This is a genomic window from Gordonia terrae, from assembly GCF_001698225.1.
Classification (GTDB): domain Bacteria; phylum Actinomycetota; class Actinomycetes; order Mycobacteriales; family Mycobacteriaceae; genus Gordonia; species Gordonia terrae.
In genome coordinates, this window is the sequence record NZ_CP016594.1 from 3,885,079 (window position 1) to 3,907,661 (window position 22,583).

Sequence of the window (22,583 nt, forward strand, 5' to 3'; positions counted from 1 at the left end):
AGCGCAGAACTCCTGTCGGCGACTTCGGCGATCCCGGAGTAGCGTCGATCCCGTCCGCGCGGCGGACGGAGGAGGGCGTCGATGACAGCAGGACACGCGACCGGCCCGGCGGCGGTTTCGATGCCGAGGCCGATGCCGACCGCGTTCATCGGGCATGGCAACCCGATGAACGCACTCGAACGCAACAGGTACACCGAGGCCTGGGCCGCCCTGGGCGCATCGGTGCCCAGACCCCGCGCGATCCTGGTGATCTCGGCGCACTGGTACACCAACGCCACCGCGGTCACCGCGATGCCGCGGCCGCGCACCATCCACGACTTCTACGGCTTCCCGCAGGACCTCTTCGACGTCGAGTACCCCGCCCCGGGAGATCCGGATGTCGCCGACATGGTTGCCGATGTCGTCAAACCCACATGGTGCGGTCACGACGTCGACAGTTGGGGCATCGACCACGGGACCTGGTCGGTCCTCGTCCACACGTTCCCGGATGCGTCGATACCCGTACTGCAGTTGTCGCTCAACGCCTTCAAGGACTTCGAGCACCACTACGACCTGGGCCGCAGGCTCGCGCCGCTTCGAGAACAGGGTGTGCTGATCATCGGCAGCGGCAACATCGTGCACAACCTGCGGGCGGTCGACTTCGCCAAGTCCGACAGCGGATTCGACTGGGCCAACCGATTCGACGATGCCGCCCGAGAGGTGTTGCAGGACAACCCGTCCGACATCCTCAGCCTGGACGGACATCCCGACTTCGACAAGTCCGTGCCGACTCCCGACCACTACCTGCCGTTGCTCTACATCGCCGGACTGGCCGGCGACTCGCCCCTGGACCTGTTGGTGAACGGCCATGCCGCCGGGTCGATCTCGATGGCCGCCTACACGCACGGGCTCGACGTCGAGCCCTCGGGGTCCGGCGCCGACGCTCCGGCCGCCGAACTACCCGAGGGGTTTCCGACACTCAACTCGAACCTGTGAGCCTCAGGCCGCGAGGAACTCGTCGATCTGGTTGATCGCCGAGGACGCACCTTCGACGACGCCCATGTCGAGCACCTTCTGCAATGCCTCGGCCGAGTCATAGGTGCTGATGTAGGTGGCGACCGTCGTGCCGTCTTTCTCGGTGAACGCGTAGGAGTTCCGAGACTCCGGCATGTCGGTGATCGGGTTGAGGTCCCCATCGGCGAAGCCGTCGAGGAAGGTGAAGCCGGTGGGCTCGTCGACGGACTCGACCTTCCAGTAGCCGCCGAACTTCTCCCCCTCGGGACTCGTCATGTAGTAGGTGACCCGACCGCCGGGGCGGAGGTCGTGGTCGACGACGGTGGCCGGGTAGGTCGGCGGGCCCCAGATCTTCTCGAGCTGGCGCGGGTCGGCGTAGATCTGCCACACGCGGTCGATCGGCGCCGCGAATTCGGCATTGATGGTGATGGTGCGGGCGTCGAGGTCCGGCGTCACGTCGATGACAGGCATTGTTCATTCCTCCGATGAGGTTGTGGGTGAGGGTGATTCAAGTGAGAGCAGATCGTCGATGCGGGCGATACGACCGCGCCACACCTGTTCGAGCTCGGTGAGCATCGATGCCACCGAACGCACTGCCGCGACGTCGCCACTGGCCAGCTGCTCACGCCCGGAACGACGCTTGGTGAGCAGGCCGGCCTTCTCCAGGACGGCGACGTGCTTCTGCACTGCCGCGAAGCTCATGTCGTATTTCGCAGCCAGCACCGAGACCGAGTGTTCACCGGCGAGCACACGTCGCAGGATGTCGCGACGGGTGCGATCCGACAGCGCGTGGAACAGGGCGTCCGCCCGGTCCTCGTCGGTCGGTTCGCCCGCGTTCTCGGTCACCTCTCAAACATACAACCAATCGGTTGTATGTCAAGAGCCTGTTGCGATCACCCCGGGCGCAACCCTCGCCCTCGGCGTTCGGCGCGCCTTGACTTGTCCCGATCACCTCCCCGCCCGTGGCGGCACCTCCCCGACTCGCTCCGGCGACCCAGACCGAAGGACATCATCCGTGACCCGTCAGCTCCATCTCGGTGGATTCTTGATCGCCTCCCCCGTCACCCACTCGCACGCCGCGTGGCGTCATCCCGGTTCGGTGACGGACTATTTCGGGCCGGACCACTATCACCGGGTCGGGCGGATCCTCGAGCGCGGCAAGTTCGATTTCGCCTTCTTCGCCGACCTGCTCGCCGCCCCGGTCCGATTCGGCGGCGATCAGTCCGAACCGTTCCGACGCGGCACGCAGGCCGCCGCGACGATCGACCCGAGCCTGGTGGCGGCGAGCATCGCCGCGGTCACCACCCGGCTCGGAATAGCGGTGACCAAGTCCACCACCTACTTCCACCCCTACGAACTCGCACGCGTCTTCGGGTCCCTCGACCACCTCACCCGGGGACGCATCGCGTGGAACATCGTGACGTCACTGTCGCAGGCCGAGGCGCAGAACTTCGGCTTCGACGACCACGTCGGACACGACGAGCGGTATGTGCGCGCCGAGGAGTTCGTCCGCACGGCGATCAAACTGTGGTCGAGCTGGGACGCCGATGCCGTGACCGCCGACAAGGAGTCCGGCGTCTGGGCGGACCCGGCGAAGATCCACACCGTCGACCACGACGGCGCGCATTACCGCACCCGAGGCCCGCTCAACCAGCCCCGGTCACCGCAACACCGACCGGTCCTCATCCAGGCGGGGTCGTCGAACACCGGCAAGGATTTCGCCGCGCGGTGGGCGGAGGCGATCTTCGAGATCGACCCGACCCCGGAGGGGCGCCGCGCCTACTACGACGACGTGAAGTCGCGCGCGGTGAACTTCGGCCGTAACCCCGACCACGTCAAGATCTTTCCGTCCTTCATCCCGTTCATCGGCGAGACCGAGTCGATCGCCCGGGAGAAGCAGGCCTTCCACAACGAACTCGCCGACCCGATCTCGGGCCTGATCACGCTCTCGGTCCACACGGACCACGACTTCTCCGCCTACGATCTCGACGCCCCCGTCGAAGACGTTCAGGTGAGCGGCACACAGGGGCTGTTCGATGTCGCCCGACGCCTCTCCGAGCGGGACAGTCTCACCCTCCGCGACATCGGCAAGCTCTACGCGCAGGGAGTCCTGTTGCCGCAGTTCGTCGGCACGGCCGCCGACGTCGCGGACCAGATCGAGGAGTCGTTCTCCGGTGGCGAGGCCGACGGGTTCATCGTGTCGAGTGCCCAGACTCCCGGCACCTTCAACGACTTCGTGGACTACGTGGTGCCGGAGTTGCAGCGCCGCGGCCTGTTCCGGACAGAGTACGAGGGCACGACCCTGCGCGAGCACCTCGGACTCGGGACCGCGGAGGAGGATCTGCCCGCGGACGTGCGCGGGGTCGACACCCGGCTCGCGGGCTGAGGCGGGGAGGACCTCAGCGCTCGCTGACCCGGCCGCCGTCGACGTCCCAATGCCGGTCGACGTGGACGTTCTCCAACATGCGCCGATCGTGGGTCACGAGAAGCACTGCGCCGTCGTAGGAATCGAGCGCGGACTCGAGTTGTTCGATGGCCGGCAGGTCGAGGTGGTTGGTCGGCTCGTCGAGGACGAGGACATTGGTGCCGCGCGCCTGGAGCAGTGCCAGTCCGGCCCGGGTGCGCTCGCCCGGTGACAGCTCGCCGACCGGCCGGTCGACGTGATCGGCCCGCAGACCGAACTTGGCGAGCAGGGTGCGCACGTCGGCGGAGGAGTATTCGGGGACGAGGGCCTCGAATCGTTCGGCGAGCGGCCGGGTGCCGGTGAACTGGCCACGCGCCTGGTCGATCTCACCGATCGCGACGTTGGCTCCGAGTTGCGCCGTTCCCTCATCGGGTTCGACCCGCCCGAGAAGCAGCCGCAGCAGCGTCGTCTTGCCGGCACCGTTGTGGCCGGTGATGCCGATGCGTTCGCCGGCATTCACCTGCAACGACACCGGCCCCAGCACGAAATCACCCTGCCGCACAACCGCTTCGTTGAGTGTGGCGACCACCGAACTGGAGCGTGGGGCAGAGCCGATGGTGAACTCGAGCACCCATTCCTTGCGCGGCTCGGCGACCTCGTCCAGCCGCGCGATCCGACTCTCCATCTGCCGGACCTTCTGCGCCTGCTTCTCGCTGGATTCCGTTGCGGCGCGGCGTCGGATCTTGTCGTTGTCCGGCGCCTTGCGCATGGCGTTGCGGACGCCCTGACTCGACCATTCGCGTTGCGTCCGCGCCCGGGCGACGAGATCGGCCTTCTTGGCCGCGAACTCCTCGTATTCCTCGCGGCGGTGGCGCCGGGCGACGGCACGTTCCTCGAGGTAGCTCTCGTAACCACCGCCGTACACGGTGTTGGTGTGCTGCGCGAGGTCGAGTTCGAGCACGCGGGTGACGCTGCGCGCGAGGAACTCTCGATCGTGACTGACGAGGACGACGCCGCCACGCATCCCGGCCACGACCTCCTCCAGCCGCGCGAGACCGTCGAGGTCGAGGTCATTGGTCGGTTCGTCGAGGAGCACGATGTCGAACCGAGAACACAGCAGCGCGGCGAGCCCGACCCGCGCGGCCTGGCCACCGGACAGATCCGTCATCAGCGTGGCGTCCGGGTCGATGACGCCGTCGCCGAGACCGAGATCGGCGAGAACGGCGGGCAGTCGCTCGTCGAGATCGGCCGCCCCGGTGGCCAGCCAGTGGTCCAGCGCGGCCGCGTAGACGTCGGCCGGGTCTGCCGACGTCGCCGTGCCAGGATCGGCCAGCGCGTCGGCCGCGGCGTCCATCGCCACGGTGGCCGCCGCGCACCCGGTACGGCGTGCCACATAAGCGCGCACGACTTCCCCGGGAAGTCGCTCGTGCTCCTGTGGCAGCCAACCGACGAAGGCGTCGGACGGCGCCCGGGTGATCGTGCCCTCCAGAGGAGCGAGGTCACCGGCGAGGACCCGCAGGAGCGTGGTCTTCCCGGCTCCGTTCGCACCGACCACGCCGATCACGTCCCCGGGGGCCACGGTGAGATCGAGGTGATCGAACAGGACGCGGTGGGCATATCCCCCGGCGACGTCCTTGGCGACGAGCGTGGCGGTCATCGGTCCATGGTCGCACCCTGGCCGCGGCCGACGAGGACCCGGCGGGCGGCAGGCCCGTGTCCCCCGGTTTTCCCGACAGCCCGGCCGGGTATCCCCACGCATGACCTCAACTCGTGAGACCCGACACTTCGACGTCGTCGTCATCGGCGGCGGGAATGCCGGCCTCAGCGCAGCGGCGCGCCTGCTGCGCCTGGGCTTTCCCGACGTCGCGGTGATCGAACCGCAGGCCGTGCACACCTACCGCCCGCTCCTGTCCTATGTCGGCGGCGGCCAGGCGTCGCTTCGTGACGCCGAGCGCACACAGCGATCGGTCACGCCGGACGGGGTGACCTGGCTGCGGGACACGGCTGTCGTCGTCGACGCGGGCAAGCGAACGATCCGCTGTGCCTCGGGCGTCGACATCGGCTACCGAGACCTCATCCTGGCCGTCGGACTCGTGCCGGATCACGACGCGATGCCGGGGATCGACCTCGCGATCGCCGACCCGGCGGTCGCCAGCAACTATCTCGACCGAGCCGAGCAGACGTGGAATCTGGTGACCTCGATGCCGCGGGGCGGACGCGCCGTGTTCACCGTCCCGCGTCCGCCGGTCAGCTGCACCGGCACCACGCTCAAACCGTTGTTCCTCGCCGCCGCCCAGTGGCGGCGGGCCGGAATACTCGAATCCCTCGACATCACCCTGACCGTCGACCGGCCGCATCTGCTCGGCGTCGACGGCCTCGACGCCCGTCTGTCGGAGTGCCTCGACGAACTCGGCGTCCGCGTCCTGCTCGACAGCTCCGTCCGGCTCCACCCGGTCGATCGCCGGGTCACCGTGGTGACGGGCTCGGACACGCAGGACGTGCACTACGACATGCTGCATCTCGTGCCGCCGTTCCGTGGACCCGACCTCGTCACCGACTCGGGCCTGTCCGGCACCCGCGACCGGGGACTCGTCGACATCGACCCGCACACCCTCCGACACCGGACCCACCCGTCGGTCTGGGGCGCCGGCGACGGTGCCGCGATCGCCACCGACCCGTCCGGCGGCGGGCTGCGACGACAGATCGCGGTGCTCGTCGACAATCTCGCCGCGGCGCGGGCCGGCGAGGAACTGACGGCCTACGACGGGTACACGGTCGCTCCGATCGCGACCGACGCCCACCATCTGATCGCCGCCGAGTTCGACCGCGACGGAACACTGACGTCGTCGTTGCCGTCGGTGATCGACCCGCTCAAACCGCGTCGGAGCGCGTGGGCCTTCGACCGTTACGTCCTGCCGCGCCTCTACTGGAACGCAATCCTGCGCGGCCGGGTGTGAAACGCGCCCACCTGCCCCATCGGTTCGGAATCGAGAAGCTCTGCGGCCCGACCCGCACTACCGTGGGAAACGCCTCGGCACCGGGGCGTTGACCACGAAAGGAATGCGAATGGGCGACTCGGGAGGATTCTCCGACCAGGAACGTGCCGCGATGAAGGAGCGTGCGGCGGAACTAAAGAAGGAGAAGGCCCGCGGACGCGGCAACAAGCGCGCGGCCGAGGAACTCGATCTGCTCGCCAAACTGGAGAACATGGAGCCGGCCGATCGCGCGCTGGCCGAACGCATCCACGCGATCGTGACCGCGACCGCGCCGGACTTGGCGCCGAAACTCTGGTACGGGCAACCGGCCTACGCGCTGAAGGGCAAAGTGGTGTGCTTCTTCCGGAGCGGCCAGGACGACAAGGAACGCTACTCCACCTTCGGCTTCACCCAGAACGCGAACCTCGACGACGGCGGCTTCTGGCCCACGTCATTCGCGGTCAGTGCATTGGACACCGACGCCGAGAAGACCATCGCAACACTGGTCGCCCAGGCCGTGAATTGACCGTCCGGGTATCCGGGACAGGCCGCGGAAGCCACCCCTCTGGCCAAGAGGACTGCGACACGGTATATTTCGTCAGGTGTTGACTTCCTCTGAACAAAGATTGGGGGTCCACGTCGTGCGCGGTGAGTGCTGATGCGCCTCCCGCCCACGACTGGAATTCCTCCCCGCCTCTCCCCCTGGCTCCGCGCCCGTCAATTCGCGGTACCACCCTCCATGATCGACGCCGCCACCGCTGCGCGTCGTGCCGCCGACTGGATCGGCGCTTGCGCCGCAGCAGGTTTCGACGCCGACATCGATCTGGACGCCGTGCGCCGAAGGTGCGGCGCCGACCTGGCCGAACACCTTCAGGACGACCTCCTCCATCTCGCGCCCGACCTGCTGCGTTGGCATCTGCCGCGGATGGGCCCCGCCGGACACCTGCGCCCTGGCCTCACCATCGCGCTAGCCCGATATGGGCACGGTCCCGGAAACCGTTTCGGCACAGCAGGTTCGGTATACCTCGTAGCACGGACCGCACCGCGGTGGGCCGATGCCGGACAACGAGTGTCGCTGACCCTGTGGGACGGGTCGACGCCCGTCCCCCATCCACACCCCCGGCCGGACCGCAGATACCGGCTGGACCTGCATCGTCATCTGTGGGACGTCCGCCGCACCGCAGAACTCCGAATGCGTTGCGGTGCTTCCTCATCACCGTCACCGCCGACCCCGTCCCCGCCGCGTGACCCGCCCGACGGATGCGCCGTCGATCGATGGGCAGCCGAAGCCGCCTTGGTCCTCCGCGCCGACGGCCGTCGGTCAGGGTGCGTGCGGATACGGCTTGGAGCTGGTCGAGAACTGTTCCTGCACACCGACATCGATGATCTCGACGCCACCCGGTGGGTCGTCGACCCTCCTGCGGGAGGGATCACGGCTCTCCCGGTTCTTCCCGACGCCGCGACCAGGACGCTTCCGGATCTCGAACTGATCCGACACGGCGCGATCACACCCGGTCGGTTGCACCCGCTGGTGGCGGCCGCGCTCACGCCCGGGTGTGCCTCGGCACCTCGTGATCGAGAAGAGCTGGACGGAAACGGCTTTCAGAAGGTGCGATGTCGGGGCGAGCTACATCGCATCGGGATCGCCGACGGAGTTCTCTCGGCCCTCGATCACGACCGCGACGAGATCCGCCGCGAGGAGATGCTGGCCTCACTCACGGGCACACCCCTGCCCTGCCTGCAGGCCATCGACCGCGCCCACCGGCGGCCCGATTGCCTCGCCGGAGTACGTGAACGACTCGACTTCGGCGACATCGACGGCGCACTGGCGATCGTGGAACGACTACTCGGCCCGGAGGCGACCCTGCGGAACGGGCCGCTGCGTGATGCGGTCGAGCGCACCCGCGCGCAACAGGAGATCTACGACGCGTATCGCGCCGGGGCGACAGATCCTGTTCCGCAGCCGGTTCCGGGCGGGCCCCGCTGTCGTCACCACCGCGGTCGGCGTCGGCGCGCCCGTCCGCGCCACGCAACTCAACTCTGACGCCGACAACACCCCCACTTCTCCCACCCCTAGGTGAATCATGTCCACACACACCATGCCCACTGTCACCACAGCCACTGACATCACGGCCACCGACATCACGGCCACCGCGGCCCATTCGACATACCTCGGCAGGGCCGAACTCGACAGGGCCGCCTCGCTCCTCGCGATGCTCGAGGAGACGACCACCGAACAGCGGACCCATGACCAGCTCGAAGCGCTCACGCTCGCGGTGGCCGCCGACCTCCCGGTCCTGCTGTGGGGTGAACCGGGGATCGGCAAGACCGCGGCACTGACACAACTCGCCGAGTCCCTGGACCTGCCACTCACGACGGTGATAGCGAGCGTTCACGAGCCCTCGGACTTCTCCGGGCTACCCATCATCGGGGATGACCCGGCCACCCGGGGCGTTCCCATGGCACCCCCGGACTGGGCCGTTCGTCTCGCCGACGCCGGCCGCGGATTGCTCTTCCTCGACGAGCTCTCCACGGCACCTCCGGCAGTACAGGCGGCGCTCCTGCGACTGGTGCTCGAGAGACGCGTAGGCGCTCTGCAATTGCCTCCCGATGTGCGGATCGTCGCCGCCGCCAACCCGCCGTCGTCGGCGGCGGACGGCTGGGAGCTGAGTGCACCGCTCGCCAACCGTTTCGTCCATCTGCACTGGACCCACGATCACGACGTCGTGGTCCGCGGCCTCGGCGGCACCTGGCCCACGACGGACCTGCCGACCCTGGACGCGGAGAAATTCCCCAGTGCAGTCGATTTCGCGCGCCGAGCCGTGTGCACGTTGCTGGCGGCGCGTCCCGCGCTGGTCCATCAGCTCCCCGGGAGCCAAACCCGTCGGGGCGGCGCCTGGCCCTCGCCGCGAAGTTGGGCCGCGACGGTGCGACTGATCGCGTTCGCCACCGCCGCGTCGGCGTCATCCGACGTCCTGTCGTTGTTGGTCCGCGGCACGGTGGGCGACGGGCCCGGCTTCGAATTGCTGGCGAGTATCGATCACATGGATCTGCCGGATCCCGAAACGCTGCTCGCCGATCCGTCAGCGGCGCAACTCCCCGAGCGAGGTGACCTGTGTCAGGCGACACTCGACGCCGTCGTCGCCGCGGTCCGGCGTCGACCCGATCGGACCCGGTGGGACGCCGCATGGGAGGTGCTGGCCGTCGCGGTCCAGACCGGCGCACCTGATCTCGTGGTGGTTCCGGCGACCACCCTGGCGACGCTACGACGGGACGACTGGCAGATCCCCGCCACCATCGACCGACTGGCGGGGGTGGTGTCGGTGTCCCGCGCGGCCGATGAGGCCGCCGACCGGGTCGCCGCGCGCCCAGGACAGGACCGGATGCGATGACGGTGACCGAAGCATTGGTGTCGACGCCATCGGTGTCGGTCTCGGACCGGATCTACGCTGCTCGCCTGCACGCGGTGCGCGCACGGCCGTACATGGCAACCGCGCTCTACGCCCTGCACCTCATCGAGTCGCCGCTCGTCCCGACCATGAGCGTCGACCGCTATTGGCGGTGCTACCTGTCGCCGGCGTTCGTCGCGAGCCGACCCGAGGAAGAGATCGCCGCTCTCCTGGTGCACGAGGTGTCACATCTCCTCCGGGATCACGCCGCCCGGTCCGACCGGTACGCCGAGGATCACGGCTTCGACAGCCCGGCCGAACGGTTGCGGATGAACATCGCCGCCGACTTCGAGATCAATGACGACGTGTACGGGTCCGGGCTCGTCACGCCCGACGACGCAGTGCACCCGTCCGCACTCGACCTGGACACCGGATTGCTGATGGAGGACTACCTCCGCTGGTTCAGTCTGGGTCCACGGACCGAGGCGATGGCCTGGCTCGAATGCGGTAGCGGAGGCGACGGCCGACATCGCGAGTGGGAACGGGGGCCGGAGGACGCCGATGGTCTGAGCGGCCAGGAGCGCGACGCCGTCCGATTCGCGGTCGCGACGGCGATCTCCGACCGCGCAGGCGATGTCCCGGCCGGCTGGCGGCGGTGGGCGCACGACGCCGTGCACCCGCCGCAGCCATGGCAGGCCCTGTTGGGCGCCGCGATCCGGGCCGCCGTGTCGACCTCCGGCGTCGGCGACGACTACACCTTCGGGCGGCCGGCGAGGCGGTCGGTCGCGCTGCCCGGTGTGATCGTGCCCAGTCTTCGACGGACCCCGCCGAAGGTGAGTGTCGTGATCGACACCTCGGGATCGGTCAGCGACGCCGAACTCGGCAGCGCGCTGCTCGAGGTCGCCGCGATCGCACGTGCCCTCAGCGGCCGACGCGATCTGCTCACCGTGGTGTCGTGCGACGCCGCGGCGCATGTCGCACAACCCATCTGCCGTGCGGAGAGCATCCCGCTACACGGCGGCGGCGGGACCGACCTGCGTACCGGGTTCGACGCCGCCCTGCGTACCCGACCCGACGTTGTCGTCGCACTGACCGACGGACACACTCCGTGGCCGAGTCACCGGCCCGCCTGCCGCACCATCGTCGGGCTCTTCGCTCGCGAGTATCGCGCGTATGCCCCGCTCAACGCTCACCCGTGGCCGCATACTCCGGTGGCACCTATTCCGGCGGTGGGTCGGCGCCACCCGACTGGGCGCAGGTCGTTCGCATCGGCGAGCCGGGCCGGTGAGCGCCTCGAAGGGTCCTCACCACCCACACCACGACCCGCCGCGCCTCGATTTCCGTCCACCTCAGCAGGGTCGAAGGGCATATTCGGGCTGTCGGGATTTGTTGGCCACGATTCACGGGTGTCGGACCTCTAAATCGGGCTTTGAACTGCGATGATGTGTGGATGGCGAAGGATTATCGGCCGGTTGATCGTGACCAGGTATTCCTGCTTCCTCCGGATATGCGGGACTGGGTCGGCCGCGATGACCCGGTATGGCTGGTGATCGCCACGGTGCAACGGATGAACACCGCCTCCGTGCACAAGCTGCGCAAGACCGGCGGTGTCGGGCGGCGTGGCTATGACCCGGACATGTTGTTGACCTTGCTGATTTGGGCGTGGGCTCATGGGCAACGGTCCTCGCGGCAGATCGAGCGTTTGTGCCATCGGGACCTGACCTACCGGGTCATCTGCGCTGGCGATGTCCCCGATCACTCCACGATCGCCCAGTTCCGCAAAGATGCCTCGGCGGTGATGGCTGATTTGTTCGCTGAGTCGTTGACGGTGTGCGCGCAGCTAGGGATGGGCCAGTTGGGTGTCGTCGCTCTTGATGGAGTCAAGATCGCCTCGAATGCCTCGCAGTCGGCCAACCGCACAGAGAAGCATCTGGTCAAAGAACGTCAGGCAGAGGCTCAACAGCTCCGCAGCAAGCTCAAAGACGTTGGTGCACAGTCGGATGCCGAACATGCCGCCAACGATGACGATGGCGATGGCGATGGCGGTGACGAGATCCCGCCGGGTCTCATCAATGCTCCCGGCGCTGAACGGCTCGCCCGAATCGACGCTGCGTTGGCTTCGGCTCGCGAGCACAACCAGGCAGCGCGAGACGCCAAGCCGACCCAGACGCGCGCAGAGATCAACCGTGATCACACGGTTCGGCGCCGCGCGGCCGAAGACGCCAAAGCCCAGCAGTGGGTGGTGGCCTACACCGCCCATCTCGCCGGTGACGGCGACTATCCAGGGGCGCCGCCGATGGCGGCGCAGCTTCAGGCCGCTGTGCTGCGGTTGAGCAAAGCACGTGCTGATCAGCAGACCAAGATCGATGCGTGGGAACGCAAACCGCGTAAACGTAGGCCGCCGAGCGCAGTTGATGACCACAGCTCAGTTCGACAAGCGCGCACACGTGTTAAGCGGGCCGAGGTCCTGGACGCGCAGCTGCGTGCCCGGCGTGTGGCCGAGGACGAAACCTACGCCGCCGCGATCGTGGCCGCCCGCAACCACACTCGCACACCACATCGGGCCAATACCGACACCCGCCGCAACATCACCGACCCGCAGTCCCGGGCCCTGTCGTTGCGTGGTGGTGGCTGGATCCAGGGATACAACTGTCAAGCCGTCACCAGCAGCGACGGCTTGATCATCGCGACCATGGTCACCAACGGGGCCATCGATACCCCACACTTCGTACCGATGATGAACAAGGCCGTCGCCGCCGCTGAACACATTCAGTCCCACCAGCACCCACCACCGGACACGCCGGGAATCGGGCTCTTGCTCGCCGATGCCGGCTACCACTCTGAAGCCAACATCACCGCCGCTGGACCCGACCGGCTCATCGCTTCGACCAAAACCCACAAACTTCGCGTGGCGCGCGCCGAACACTCCACCACCGAAACCACGGCATCCTCACCGGCCCAATCAGATACCGTCGCCACCCCGATCGAGGCAATGGCAACCCGATTGCTCACCGAAGAAGGCCACGCCGCCTACAACAGACGCAGCCACATCGCGGAAACACCGTTCGGGTGGGCTAAACACACCCTCGGTTTCCGTCGATTCACCGGCCGCGGACTCGCACGAGCAAACGCCGAGTTCACCTTCCACGCCATGGTCAACAACATCTGCAAAGCCCTCACCGCCGGCCACCTCGCCACAACCTGACCCGTCACGGGGGCCACACCCCCTCACAGCCCAGAGCTCTCGTGATCCCCGGAGACCACCGGGAAGACCACCGGGAACTTCAAATCCCGACAGCCCGTATTGCCCTCGGAGGACGCTCACGAGGACGTGAAATTCCCGAACCACCGACCGATCCGCCGCGTCCCGGTCGAATGGTCATCCGCGTCGAGCACCGCCCGACGAAACGCGGGGCCGAACGATCCGGTAGATCTGGGGTGCGGCCAGTCGCAGGGAAGGTGACGCAACCGATGACACGGTCAGACGTGAACCCCGAGCGGATCCTGTGGCGGGCCTACGAGCCGATCCACGCGATCTGCTACTTCGATCCGCTGTTCGCGACTGTCATGGCCGAGAGCGGGCTGACCGGCTGGTGGAACGGCTACTTCGCCGGGCGCGCCTCCCCGCTCGGCGCGTCGCCGCCGGAAGTGGTCTCGGCGCTGTTCTACGGGTTCGCCCCGGCGATGGTCGCCCGAGCGATCCCCAAGGTGTGGACTCGCATCACTCCGCGGGATGCCCTCGACGCTCGTTTCGACGCCGCCGAGCGAGTCCTCGGTGAGCACGCGTCGGCCGGATCGACCGATGACCTGCGCCGGGCCACCGACAATCTGGAACATGCTGTCGACGCCCTCTCCCACGACGGGCGGGCTCTGGCCGCCGCGTGGAGTTCCGTTGCCCGACCCGCGTCGATGCTGGGGCGATTGTGGTTGGCCACCACCGTTCTCCGTGAACACCGCGGCGACGGTCATGTCGCGGCCGCTACCGCCGCCGGCCTGACCGGACTGCAGGCGTCGATGACCCACATCGCCGGCGGGCACGTCGACCGGACGCTCATCCAGGACAATCGCGGCTGGACCGACCACCAGTGGGACAGCGCACGCCGCTCCCTCGAGGACATCGGAATCCTCTCTGGCGACGGAACTCTGACCGACCGCGGCGCCGCCCTTCGTGAACAGGTCGAGGAGACCACCGACCACCTCGCCAATTCGAGCGTCCGTTTCCTGCCCGACTCCGACTGGACCGTCCGGGTCCTCCGGTCGCTGTCACATGCGCTCGTCGATCGTGGCGTGATCCCCTTCCCCAATCCCATCGGGGTGCCGCGCCCCTGAGCGGGGCATTCCGGCCGGTTCCGCCGGTGGGCCGACTACTCTGGCCGCCATGATCACCGCGGTACACACACTGATCTACTGCGACGACCCAGAGGCCGCCCGCGCCTTTTTTCGCGACGTCCTCGCCTTCCCGCACGTCGACACCGGTGGCGGATGGCTGATCTTCCAGACCGGCCCCAGCGAGTTGGGCGCGCACCCCGACAAGTGGGAGCACGAAGGGACCGCCGGCCGCACCGATCAGAAGTTCGATGTGTCGTTCATGTGCGACGACCTCGAGTCGACGATGGACGAACTCTCCGCGCGGGGCGCCGAATTCGTCGGCGCTCCGACCGACGAGGGATGGGGCGTGACCGTCGGGATCAAGGTTCCCGGCGCCGGGCAGATCACCTTGTACGAGCCGAAATACCCGCCGCCCGCGCTCCGGTGACCGGTCGGGCCGATGGTCGCGCGTCGCTCATTCGGTCGCATGAAAGCCGATCTCGCCGAGCGTCACGCGCGGTAATCTCCCGAGGTCACCGACCATGAGGAGCCGACCGTGGGCAGTCCCTACGACCCCAATCAGCCGACCGCCATGGGTCCGCAGGGGCCGCAGCAACCCGGATGGCCGCCGGCCGGCGGTCACCAACCCGGTGGACCGCACGCGACTCCGGGTCAGCCGCCGCAGGGCGGGCAGCCCTACGGTCAGCAGCCATACGGCCAACAACCTTTCGGACAGCAGCCGTACGGCCAACAACCTTTCGGTCAACAACCGTTCGGTCAACAGCCATACGGCCAGCAACCCTTCGGTCAGCAACCGCCGCCCCCGTCTTCCGGCGGCGGCAAGAAATGGTGGTTCATCGGCGGCGGCGGACTGGTCCTCATCGTGATCGTCGTCGTGGCGGTGGTACTGGCCCTCACCCTGAGCGGGGGCGAGGACGAGCCATCGACACCGACCGCCTCGGCGCTCGATCTCGTCCTGCCCGAGGACCAGTTCCCGGACATCACGGGCGATTTCACCACCGAGACGGGTAGCACCGACGACGACGACAGCACCGTGGACAACGAAAAGTGCGCAACGCTGGTCGACTCGCAGCAGACCACCGGCGAACGAGCCGAACGTGAGCTCACCGAGACCTCGTCGTCGAGCGATATCCTCTTCGGACTCGACAACTACAGTGCGGATGTCACCAAGCCGGCCGACAACGGTTACGACGACTTCGACGAGATCGTTTCCGCCTGTTCGTCGTTCACGCTGACACTCGACGACGGTGATGTCCCGGTTGCGCTCACGCTCGAAGAGGTCGAGCTGCCGATAGACAGTGACTACAAGGCGGTACGGATGACCGGCGCGTACGAGGTCGGTGCATTCCAGCTCAACCTGGCGGGAATCATCGTGATCGGCGAGGAGCGGGGCGTGTCGTTCTCGGTCACGCACAACACCGTCGACGACACCCCGCCCGCCGCGGACCCCGAGGTCAGCAACAACCTGGCCGAGATGTTCAAGGCGCAGCGACAGATCATCACCGACGCTGCCTAGAGTTTCTCCGCTCGCCGAGGAGCATCTGCGCCAACGCAACCGGGTCGTCGAAGATGCTCATGTGCCAGGCTCCGGCGCGAACGACGAAGTCCGAACCCGGGATTCGACGATGCATGGCTTCCATGGAGGCGATGTCGGAGACCGTGTCGTGTTCGGCCGCGAGCACGGTCACCGGGCACGAGATCGACGCCGTGCGTTGCGAACAGTCGAAGTGGGCGATCGCGCGGAGCGCCGACGCCCAGGACGCGTGGTCCGCTGCGGCCACGGCCTCGCGAGCGTAGCGGACGACCGGTCCATCGTTGCGCAATTCGTCCGCGCTGAACCAGCGTCCGAGTGTGCCGTCGACGTCGACGGACCCCACTTCGACGGCGGCGGCCACCGCGTCGAATGCCGGGAAGGGCGTGTCCCGCGTGCACAACAGGGTGAGGCGCGAGACGAGATCGGGCCGCGCGATCGCGAGTTCGAGTGCGACCTGCCCACCGAAGGAATGGCCCACCACATGCCAGGGCGCTTCGGCTGCGGCCGACTCCGCGACGTCCTCGGCAAGCCGTTGCTGCAGACCGGAACCTCTATAGCCAGGCGGAGGCACCATCTCGGGGGTGATCACGTGCCCGTTCCCGGACAGTTCAGCCCGCACGCCGTCCCAGACTTCGGGTGACAGCGGGGTGCCCGGTAGTAGGAGCCAGCGCGCCAGAGGCACTACGAACAGGCTGTCTCTTGGATCATGATGAACAGCTGGCCGGCTTGCCCCTCGCGGATGCCCAAGTCGTCGGCCAGCCACCTGACAATGTCGTTCGAACCCGTTCCGTTACTCAGTGACTGGCAGACTCCGCGGGCGATCTGCAAGAGTCGTGTGCGATCGGTGGGCACGCCCTGCATGTCGAATCGCAGTCTCTGATCGATGAAGGCGTCCTCGCCGGGACGGGCGGGGCGCACGTCGCTCCAACAGTTCCACGGACTCGTGTGAGCTCCGCAGTAGCCTGGTTGTCCCGGTGCAGGAATCGTGGTCGGGGGACCCGCGAAGGCCACGCCGCTACCCATGACCAAAGCCGCGGCGATTCCGCCGGAAACCACCATTCCGCGGGCGCTTCGACGCATAGCCGGTCCCCCGTGATCTCGGTCGAGTGAATGGACCAAGACTAGCCTCCCCGGATGCCACAACCACAGCGAATTCGAGTATGTGTCCTTCGATCAGGTCGATCACGCCAACGGAGCACTCCCAGAGCGGCCGGCCACGTGTTGCGCCGCACTACTATTCAGTCGGTCCCGATCAACTGTCCCACTGTGGGCTTCGCAAGTCGATCGGCGATGCGCACCGGCGTCCCGCGGAGTCCATCAGCGCGTTGAGCCGAACAGATGAAATCGAAACATCCCGCGACGGGCGGAAGAGTCCCCTGAATATGCTCGGGCGTCTGTTCCCACCTCTCGAAAACGGAGCCACTGTGACCCACTTCCCCGGACAACCTGTACCCGTGATTCGCAAGCAGGGCGCCTGGACGCTCTGGTGGCTCACGGTCATCACCTGCGGCGTCTACTACTTCATCTGGTACGACAGAATCAATTCCGAACTGGCCACCGCTACCGGCGACGCACGAACCGCCTGGACACAATGGTGGTCCCAGCTCATCCCGTTCTACGGGCTCGTCGGCCTCCACCACACTGCCCAGAGACTCAACGAGGCGCATACCGCTGCAGGCTCCACCACGCAGGTTTCGCCGCTGGTGACATGGTTTTGGGCACCCGCTTGGTTTGGCTCACAGACTCGCTACCTACAGCGTCGACTCAACACGCTCGCCGATGTACAGGCTGCTGGGCGAGTGACTGAACCCCGCGCGGCATAGCGCACCCGAGGCCCACGGGCATCGAGCACGCTCGTCTTGCACACCCTTGCAAGCGTGAGTTCGACGAGCCCCCCAGTGCCACCGACAGTTCCGTCCTCTCGCAGCGAGGTCCGCCGATCCACCAATTCACCACTATCCGATTGATCTCGACCATGTCTTCACCACTTTCGTCCGGACGATCGGGGCCTGGTGGCCGCTACAACCGATGTCCATCGGCGGACCGGGCCCGCACCGTGAAGGTCGACGAGTACACGAGCGGGACCGAGGTCGAGCTGGCGTTCACCGCTCTCGGTCCGACACTGACGCGAGTGTCCGTGGAGCACCGTGGCTGGGAGCATCTCACCGAGGACCAGTTGCGCGAAGACTGCGCCACCCCAGGCGGTTACAGCTCCGGCGCGTACTCCGGCGGCTGGGCCGCAGCTCTGGCGGCGTCGGTCGCCGCCATCGAATCCACACTCCCCTGATTACAGGAGGCTCATCGCATGTCCCACTTCGTGTACAAACTCGTCCCGCCCAGGCCCACCTTCGGTCCCGGGGACATGTCCGACGACGAGGCCGCCATCATAGGCCGACACAGCGCGTACTGGTCGGGTCTCCTCGCCGACGGCACCGCAGTCATCTTCGGACCGGTGGTCGACCCGGCCGGGAACTGGGGCCTGGGCGTCGTGCGCGCAGATTCCGAGGACGCGGTCCGGGCGATCAGTGCCGCCGACCCGGCCGTCACCTCCGGCCTCGCCCGCGTCGAGATACTCCCCATGCCCGTGGGCATCGGGCGCGATTGACCGTCGCGACCTCGCCGCAGCACTGTCCCCACCGTCGCGTCGGAATGTTGCCGCGGATCGCGCCGACGTGATGTGACCGACTTCCCGCGGCGCCCGCGTCGAGTCACTACACTGGCCAAATGGGCGATCCGGCAACCGATCTGACGCGAGGTCAGTTGACGCGGGCAGTACGGCTGCTCCAAGGCCATGTGCACTTCGACGCCGCGCTGCTCATCCACCAGCCGGAGGGCGCTCGGTCTCGTATCGTGTCCCGGGTCGGGTACTCCTCGGGTTCGGCCTGGGCCTTGCAGCACCTGTTCCCTCGTGATTATGAGGTTGGCTTCACGAACCGACTCAACCCCTCAGACGGCCTGCCTCTCTCGATCAGCGACGTCGGTGGACGGGTCCGCGACGAGTTCACCCGCACCGTATTGTTCGAGCAGTACCTGCGGGCCGAGGGCTTCACAGACGGGATGACGGTCGAGTTGTTCGACGGTGGCGATTACGTGGGTCTCGCGCACTTCTCTGCTCGACGCCCCGACGCATTCGCAGCGCCACAACGCGCGTTGGCCCGCGACCTGTCGGGTTTGCTGGCGCTGGTCCTGCGACCGGACCAGGCGTCGGAGAACATTCGGCGACCATCGTCGGACGACGCGGGCTCGGCCGTGCCGGCCCCATCCACCGTCTACCTGCGCCGGGGCGCTCGGACCCTGTCCGCTGGTCCGGTGGACGTCCCGTTCGTCACCGAAGCCGCTTTCGTCCATGTGGTGGACGACTTCGTCGCCTGCGGCGTCGGCGAACTCCGACACCTGTGGTGGCATCAGGGAACCTGGTACCGGGTGATGCTCTCGCGCCTCGGCGACTTCGGCGACCTCAGGGTGACGGCCTGGCCGGTGACCTCCGAACAGGTGTGGCACCTGAGTCGACAGGAGGTGCGCGTACTCAGCGGGTTGGTGGTCGGACGCACCGACGCCGCGATCGCCACGGGACTGAATCTGAGTCCGCGGACGGTGCACACGCACATGGTGAACATCCGACGCAAGCTCGGGGTAGACCGACGGACCGAGGCGGCGGCCAGGGCGACGGCGACCGCAACCGTCGTCCCCGGCCCCGCGACAGCGCCCGTCGCCGAGCTGGCACGGATCTACCGCGACTCGTTCCCTACGTGATATCCGCCAGCAGCTCCGCGGCCGCGTCGACCGCCTCGCGCTCATGGGCGAGCAGGTCATCGCCGCCCATGGGACCCAGGATCGGTGCAAACGCGTCGGCGGTACCGGTGGAGACGCCGGCGAGCTCCTCGACCACCGCAAGCCCGCAGAACGGAACGTAGTACGGGCTGTAGCCACCCTCCTGGAGACAGACGAGTCTCCCGCCGGCCACCTCATCGGCCACGTCGATGATCTTCCTGGCCAACGATCGGAATCCGTCTGCGCGCAACATCATCCGCGCCAGGGGGTCCATCATCGAAGCATCGAAACCGCTCGCCACGATGATCAGTTCGGGACGATAGGCGCGCAGCGCGGGCAGGACCACCGCGTCGAAGGCGTATTCGTATGCGCCACTGCCGCCGCCGGGAGGCAGCGGGACGTTGAGGGTGTAGCCGAACCCGTCACCGGAACCCCGCTCGTCGCGGAACCCCGAGTCGGACGGGAAGCAGCGATCCTGGTGCACCGAGATGTTCAACACGTTCGACGACTCGCGGAAGATGTCCTGGGCGCCGTTACCGTGGTGGACATCCCAGTCGACGATCGCCACGCGTGTCATCCCGAGCACGTCGAGCGCGTGCGCTGCGGCGATCGCGCCGTTGTTGAAGATGCAGAACCCGCGGCCGGTGGCGCGCTCGGCGTGGTGCCCCGGCGGGTTGATGAGTGCGTAGGCGTTGCTCACGGTGCCGTCGGCCACCGCGCGAACGGCCTCGATCGCGCCTCCGGCCGCGAGCAGCGCGATGTGGTGCCCACCGTTGCCGAACGGCGACACCCCGTCACCGGCGTCGCCGCCCTTCGGGAGGGCGCTCTCGGTGACGATGCGGTCGTAGTGGGCGGCGTCGTGGACTCGGAGGACGTCCTCGCGGGTCGCGGGCGCCGGCTCGAGCTGTCGCAGCGAGTTGATCAGGCCGGAGGCGCTGATCAACTCATGAAGCCGCCTCTTGGTGTCGGGGTGTGCGACGTGATGCGCGATGGGCTGGGTCAGGGCGTCGACGCTGGGCGGGAAGATGCCGCCGCTGCCTGTGTCTGCCCACCCGTAGAGCGTGTTCCAGATGTATCCGGTGGTCGTTGCCACGATCGTTCCTTCCGTCCGAACCCGTGTGTCGGTGGACACAGCATCATCGGAGCGGTGACGACTGTCATCGGTACAAATACTGAGGATGGACGAGCCGGGGATCGGCGGTGGGAAGGGTCGACACCGACCTGAAGTCGCGGCAACCGATGAGAAAAGCCCGTCCCGACATCAGTCGGAACGGGCTTCGTTCGGTGGGACTCCTGATTGAGTACTCAAAGCATGAAATCGCAGGTCGTAAGGTGGAAGCTACCGTCGAGCTGGCACTGGCCTGCGCACGAGAGGCGCGGGAGTCGGGCAAACCGGACCGTTTGAGTAAGCCCGCACCTGTGAAAGTCCGGCGGCTCGAGCCGCATGACGTCGCGCTTGTCTGCCAGCTCTACGAAGACGGCAAGACGGTCTACGAGGTGGCTGCGGAGGTCGGAATCAGCCGGCAACGCGTATCGAGTGTCCTGAAGCGAGCTGGTGTGCAGATGCGGCGACGCTCTCCCACGGCCAAGCAGATCGTTGAGATGCGACGGCTGTACGAGCAGGGCCTGTCACTGGCACAAGTCGGCGAACGAACCGGCTTTGATCACGGCACCGTCTGGCGGTACCTCAAGGAAGCCGGGGTGACCCTTCGTAACAGCAGCGGCCGGCCGGCTCAAGCTGAAACTAAGGCGGAGCTGTCACAGTGAGAGGGAACGGGTGGGCAGAAAGCGAGCGATTCATGACCACCGCACTTACCTACCTGCGCGTCAGCAGCACCAAACAACTCCGGCCCGATCTGGGCCCAGAAGGACTCTCGATTCCCGCCCAGCGCGCGGCATGTGAGGCCACAGCCCGCGAGCACGGCATGGAGATCGTCAAGGAGTTCGTCGAACCCGGACGGTCGGGAACCACCATCACGGCACGGCCAGCACTACAGAGCCTGCTCGAGCGAGCCGCCAACGACCCGGCCGTCGACCACGTCATCGTCTACGACCTATCTCGTCTGGCGCGTAACCGAGCCGACGATGTCGCGATTGTCACGCAGCTCGCGAGCAATGGCGTCACGCTGAGTAGTGCAACAGAGAACGTAGACGCCACACCAGTTGGACAACTCACGCATGGCCTCATTGCCGCCGTTAACGAGTACCGCTCTTCACGAGACGGCGCTGACATCGCGTACAAGATGGGCGAGAAAGCCAAACGCGGCGGGACACTCGGGCGCACCCATCGGCTATACCAACACCCTTGTTCGCCGTGACGGCCGTGACTCACGCAGCATCGACGTCGACCCGATCCGAGGACCACTGATCCGACAGGCCTTCGAGTTGTTCGTCACCGATCGCTACGGCTACGAGCAGCTCGCCGACCTCATGCTCGAACGTGGCCTGAGCCGGAGAGATCACGACCTGACTCGGCTCCGCGCTCGATCGGCAAGACCGGCATCGCCCGACTACTTACTAGCCGCTACTACCTAGGCCTCATCACCCATGCCGGTACCGAACGAACAGGACAACACCAGCCGCTCGTCAGTCAACGGCTGTTCAACCAGGCGCAGGCAGTCATCGAGCGGAGGCAGGCCTCTGGCCAGCGACGTAGGAAACTTGACCACTATCTCAAGGGCATCCTCTACTGCGACACCTGTCTGCAAGACAGCAACCACACCCGTCTACTCAGCTACACCGAGACCACCGGACGGAGCGGCCAACGATTCCAATACTACTACTGCGCCAAGCGGGGCAGAGGGCGCCATACGACCTACATCCCGGCTAAGCATGCCGAGCGGCACGTTGTAGGAATATGGAACGAGCTCCGGTTGACGCCAAGCTTCCAAGCGGTACTGCAAGATGCGCTCCACCCAGCGCCAGTGACCCGGCGACCTGGCCGGAGGTATCGATCAGAATCCGTAGAGGTACGGCGAACCATGAACCAGGCAATCTTCACTTCCATCTATCTCCCTGCCGAGGTGACACAGTATGCCTAGGCTGACTCAGCGCCAGTATGACGCCAATTACCAACAGCTCCGCGTTATATGGAAAAGCGATCGTGCTCGGCTGCTGCACCTAAGCCCAACCCACCAAATGGTCCTGCATGAGTACTACCGGTTCACTGAGTCAGTCTGTCCCGACGG

General features: G+C 67.0%; 25 protein-coding genes. 18 read left to right on the plus strand and 7 right to left on the minus strand.

Going from position 1 to position 22,583, the window contains the following annotated elements; translation table 11 throughout:
- Positions 1–132: 132 nt before the first annotated feature.
- Complete coding sequence (gene ygiD / locus BCM27_RS17485; RefSeq protein WP_446667205.1) at positions 133–975, plus strand: 4,5-DOPA-extradiol-dioxygenase; 843 nt, start codon at positions 133–135, stop codon at positions 973–975.
- Between the two features lie 3 nt (positions 976–978).
- Here ygiD and BCM27_RS17490 read toward each other — a convergent pair whose 3' ends face one another.
- The gene (locus BCM27_RS17490; RefSeq protein ID WP_004022580.1) at positions 979–1,464 is read right to left on the minus strand and encodes an SRPBCC family protein; all 486 of its coding nucleotides are present in this window, start codon (positions 1,462–1,464) and stop codon (positions 979–981) included.
- Between the two features lie 3 nt (positions 1,465–1,467).
- Positions 1,468–1,839: an ArsR/SmtB family transcription factor gene (locus BCM27_RS17495; RefSeq protein ID WP_004022581.1), complete on the minus strand. Its 372-nt coding sequence runs from the start codon at positions 1,837–1,839 to the stop codon at positions 1,468–1,470.
- 169 nt (positions 1,840–2,008) lie between these two features.
- Between BCM27_RS17495 and BCM27_RS17500 the strand changes: the two genes are divergently transcribed.
- Positions 2,009–3,379: an LLM class flavin-dependent oxidoreductase gene (locus tag BCM27_RS17500; protein ID WP_004022582.1), complete on the plus strand. Its 1,371-nt coding sequence runs from the start codon at positions 2,009–2,011 to the stop codon at positions 3,377–3,379.
- Between the two features lie 13 nt (positions 3,380–3,392).
- Here BCM27_RS17500 and abc-f read toward each other — a convergent pair whose 3' ends face one another.
- Positions 3,393–5,054, minus strand: a complete 1,662-nt coding sequence (abc-f, locus tag BCM27_RS17505) for a ribosomal protection-like ABC-F family protein (RefSeq protein WP_004022583.1) — start codon at positions 5,052–5,054, stop codon at positions 3,393–3,395.
- A gap of 100 nt (positions 5,055–5,154) precedes the next feature.
- Here abc-f and BCM27_RS17510 point away from each other — a divergent pair, with 100 nt between their 5' ends.
- The 9 genes from BCM27_RS17510 (at position 5,155) to BCM27_RS17550 (ending at position 15,606) form a co-directional block, all read left to right on the plus strand.
- Positions 5,155–6,354 carry an NAD(P)/FAD-dependent oxidoreductase gene (locus BCM27_RS17510; protein ID WP_004022584.1) on the plus strand — a complete coding sequence of 400 codons (1,200 nt, stop codon included), beginning with the start codon at positions 5,155–5,157 and terminating at the stop codon, positions 6,352–6,354.
- Positions 6,355–6,463: 109 nt separating this feature from the next.
- Entirely contained in the window at positions 6,464–6,898 is a 435-nt protein-coding gene (locus BCM27_RS17515; protein WP_004022585.1) for a DUF1801 domain-containing protein, read from the plus strand.
- A gap of 132 nt (positions 6,899–7,030) precedes the next feature.
- Positions 7,031–8,416, plus strand: coding sequence for a hypothetical protein (locus BCM27_RS17520; protein WP_004022586.1), 1,386 nt, complete (start codon positions 7,031–7,033; stop codon positions 8,414–8,416).
- Positions 8,417–8,585: 169 nt separating this feature from the next.
- Positions 8,586–9,764, plus strand: a complete 1,179-nt coding sequence (locus BCM27_RS17525; RefSeq protein WP_033205777.1) for an AAA family ATPase — start codon at positions 8,586–8,588, stop codon at positions 9,762–9,764.
- Positions 9,761–11,182 (plus strand): vWA domain-containing protein, encoded by a 1,422-nt coding sequence (locus tag BCM27_RS17530; protein ID WP_110117429.1) that lies wholly within the window; start codon positions 9,761–9,763, stop codon positions 11,180–11,182. Before BCM27_RS17525 ends, BCM27_RS17530 begins: the two co-directional genes overlap by 4 nt.
- Positions 11,183–11,211: 29 nt before the next feature.
- On the plus strand, positions 11,212–12,966 hold the full coding sequence (locus BCM27_RS17535) for a transposase (RefSeq protein ID WP_068884403.1): 1,755 nt from the start codon (positions 11,212–11,214) through the stop codon (positions 12,964–12,966).
- Positions 12,967–13,232: 266 nt separating this feature from the next.
- Complete coding sequence (locus BCM27_RS17540) at positions 13,233–14,090, plus strand: SCO6745 family protein (protein WP_004023617.1); 858 nt, start codon at positions 13,233–13,235, stop codon at positions 14,088–14,090.
- A gap of 49 nt (positions 14,091–14,139) precedes the next feature.
- Complete coding sequence (locus BCM27_RS17545) at positions 14,140–14,517, plus strand: VOC family protein (protein ID WP_004023618.1); 378 nt, start codon at positions 14,140–14,142, stop codon at positions 14,515–14,517.
- A 108-nt stretch (positions 14,518–14,625) separates the two neighbouring features.
- Positions 14,626–15,606, plus strand: a complete 981-nt coding sequence (locus BCM27_RS17550) for a hypothetical protein (protein ID WP_004023619.1) — start codon at positions 14,626–14,628, stop codon at positions 15,604–15,606.
- On the opposite strand, the gene BCM27_RS17555 is transcribed toward BCM27_RS17550, so the two are convergent.
- On the minus strand, positions 15,590–16,306 hold the full coding sequence (locus tag BCM27_RS17555; protein WP_004023620.1) for an alpha/beta fold hydrolase: 717 nt from the start codon (positions 16,304–16,306) through the stop codon (positions 15,590–15,592). The two genes, BCM27_RS17550 and BCM27_RS17555, sit on opposite strands and share 17 nt — an antisense overlap.
- A complete protein-coding gene (locus tag BCM27_RS26335) occupies positions 16,306–16,704 on the minus strand; it encodes a DUF732 domain-containing protein (RefSeq protein WP_373278312.1) in 399 nt (132 codons plus the stop codon). The genes BCM27_RS17555 and BCM27_RS26335 overlap by 1 nt, the downstream gene beginning before the upstream one ends.
- Before the next feature lie 374 nt (positions 16,705–17,078).
- On the opposite strand from BCM27_RS26335, the gene BCM27_RS17565 reads away from it, so the two are divergent.
- The 4 genes from BCM27_RS17565 to BCM27_RS17580 all read left to right on the plus strand — a co-directional run bounded on the left by BCM27_RS17565 (position 17,079) and on the right by BCM27_RS17580 (position 19,377).
- Positions 17,079–17,447: a DUF4234 domain-containing protein gene (locus BCM27_RS17565; protein ID WP_157781282.1), complete on the plus strand. Its 369-nt coding sequence runs from the start codon at positions 17,079–17,081 to the stop codon at positions 17,445–17,447.
- A 152-nt stretch (positions 17,448–17,599) separates the two neighbouring features.
- Positions 17,600–17,911 carry an SRPBCC family protein gene (locus BCM27_RS17570; RefSeq protein ID WP_239450615.1) on the plus strand — a complete coding sequence of 104 codons (312 nt, stop codon included), beginning with the start codon at positions 17,600–17,602 and terminating at the stop codon, positions 17,909–17,911.
- 18 nt (positions 17,912–17,929) lie between these two features.
- Positions 17,930–18,229 (plus strand): YciI family protein, encoded by a 300-nt coding sequence (locus tag BCM27_RS17575; RefSeq protein WP_004023624.1) that lies wholly within the window; start codon positions 17,930–17,932, stop codon positions 18,227–18,229.
- Positions 18,230–18,348: 119 nt separating this feature from the next.
- The gene (locus BCM27_RS17580; RefSeq protein ID WP_004023625.1) at positions 18,349–19,377 is read left to right on the plus strand and encodes a helix-turn-helix transcriptional regulator; all 1,029 of its coding nucleotides are present in this window, start codon (positions 18,349–18,351) and stop codon (positions 19,375–19,377) included.
- Here BCM27_RS17580 and BCM27_RS17585 read toward each other — a convergent pair.
- On the minus strand, positions 19,370–20,488 hold the full coding sequence (locus BCM27_RS17585) for a class II histone deacetylase (RefSeq protein ID WP_004023626.1): 1,119 nt from the start codon (positions 20,486–20,488) through the stop codon (positions 19,370–19,372). The genes BCM27_RS17580 and BCM27_RS17585 overlap by 8 nt on opposite strands.
- 107 nt (positions 20,489–20,595) lie before the next feature.
- Here BCM27_RS17585 and BCM27_RS25805 point away from each other — a divergent pair, with 107 nt between their 5' ends.
- Both BCM27_RS25805 and BCM27_RS25510 read left to right on the plus strand, forming a co-directional pair.
- The gene (locus BCM27_RS25805) at positions 20,596–21,162 is read left to right on the plus strand and encodes a sigma factor-like helix-turn-helix DNA-binding protein (protein WP_004023627.1); all 567 of its coding nucleotides are present in this window, start codon (positions 20,596–20,598) and stop codon (positions 21,160–21,162) included.
- Between the two features lie 32 nt (positions 21,163–21,194).
- Positions 21,195–21,713: a recombinase family protein gene (locus BCM27_RS25510; RefSeq protein WP_081487059.1), complete on the plus strand. Its 519-nt coding sequence runs from the start codon at positions 21,195–21,197 to the stop codon at positions 21,711–21,713.
- A 10-nt stretch (positions 21,714–21,723) separates the two neighbouring features.
- On the opposite strand, the gene BCM27_RS26215 is transcribed toward BCM27_RS25510, so the two are convergent.
- The gene (locus BCM27_RS26215) at positions 21,724–21,858 is read right to left on the minus strand and encodes a hypothetical protein (RefSeq protein ID WP_255220197.1); all 135 of its coding nucleotides are present in this window, start codon (positions 21,856–21,858) and stop codon (positions 21,724–21,726) included.
- Positions 21,859–21,881: 23 nt separating this feature from the next.
- Between BCM27_RS26215 and BCM27_RS26340 the strand changes: the two genes are divergently transcribed.
- On the plus strand, positions 21,882–22,436 hold the full coding sequence (locus tag BCM27_RS26340; protein WP_373278313.1) for a hypothetical protein: 555 nt from the start codon (positions 21,882–21,884) through the stop codon (positions 22,434–22,436).
- Positions 22,437–22,583 lie beyond the last annotated feature (147 nt).

Excerpts from the sequence above, each read along its gene's own strand:
- ygiD (WP_446667205.1), top strand. The coding sequence starts at position 133 with ATGCCGACCGCGTTCATCGGGCATGGCAACCCGATGAACGCACTCGAA.
- BCM27_RS17490 (WP_004022580.1), bottom strand. The coding sequence starts at position 1,464 with ATGCCTGTCATCGACGTGACGCCGGACCTCGACGCCCGCACCATCACC.
- abc-f (WP_004022583.1), bottom strand. The coding sequence starts at position 5,054 with ATGACCGCCACGCTCGTCGCCAAGGACGTCGCCGGGGGATATGCCCAC.
- BCM27_RS17510 (WP_004022584.1), top strand. The coding sequence starts at position 5,155 with ATGACCTCAACTCGTGAGACCCGACACTTCGACGTCGTCGTCATCGGC.
- BCM27_RS17515 (WP_004022585.1), top strand. The coding sequence starts at position 6,464 with ATGGGCGACTCGGGAGGATTCTCCGACCAGGAACGTGCCGCGATGAAG.
- BCM27_RS17520 (WP_004022586.1), top strand. The coding sequence starts at position 7,031 with ATGCGCCTCCCGCCCACGACTGGAATTCCTCCCCGCCTCTCCCCCTGG.
- BCM27_RS17525 (WP_033205777.1), top strand. The coding sequence starts at position 8,586 with ATGCTCGAGGAGACGACCACCGAACAGCGGACCCATGACCAGCTCGAA.
- BCM27_RS17530 (WP_110117429.1), top strand. The coding sequence starts at position 9,761 with ATGACGGTGACCGAAGCATTGGTGTCGACGCCATCGGTGTCGGTCTCG.
- BCM27_RS17535 (WP_068884403.1), top strand. The coding sequence starts at position 11,212 with ATGGCGAAGGATTATCGGCCGGTTGATCGTGACCAGGTATTCCTGCTT.
- BCM27_RS17540 (WP_004023617.1), top strand. The coding sequence starts at position 13,233 with ATGACACGGTCAGACGTGAACCCCGAGCGGATCCTGTGGCGGGCCTAC.
- BCM27_RS17545 (WP_004023618.1), top strand. The coding sequence starts at position 14,140 with ATGATCACCGCGGTACACACACTGATCTACTGCGACGACCCAGAGGCC.
- BCM27_RS26335 (WP_373278312.1), bottom strand. The coding sequence starts at position 16,704 with ATGCGTCGAAGCGCCCGCGGAATGGTGGTTTCCGGCGGAATCGCCGCG.
- BCM27_RS17570 (WP_239450615.1), top strand. The coding sequence starts at position 17,600 with ATGTCTTCACCACTTTCGTCCGGACGATCGGGGCCTGGTGGCCGCTAC.
- BCM27_RS17575 (WP_004023624.1), top strand. The coding sequence starts at position 17,930 with ATGTCCCACTTCGTGTACAAACTCGTCCCGCCCAGGCCCACCTTCGGT.
- BCM27_RS17580 (WP_004023625.1), top strand. The coding sequence starts at position 18,349 with ATGGGCGATCCGGCAACCGATCTGACGCGAGGTCAGTTGACGCGGGCA.
- BCM27_RS25510 (WP_081487059.1), top strand. The coding sequence starts at position 21,195 with ATGACCACCGCACTTACCTACCTGCGCGTCAGCAGCACCAAACAACTC.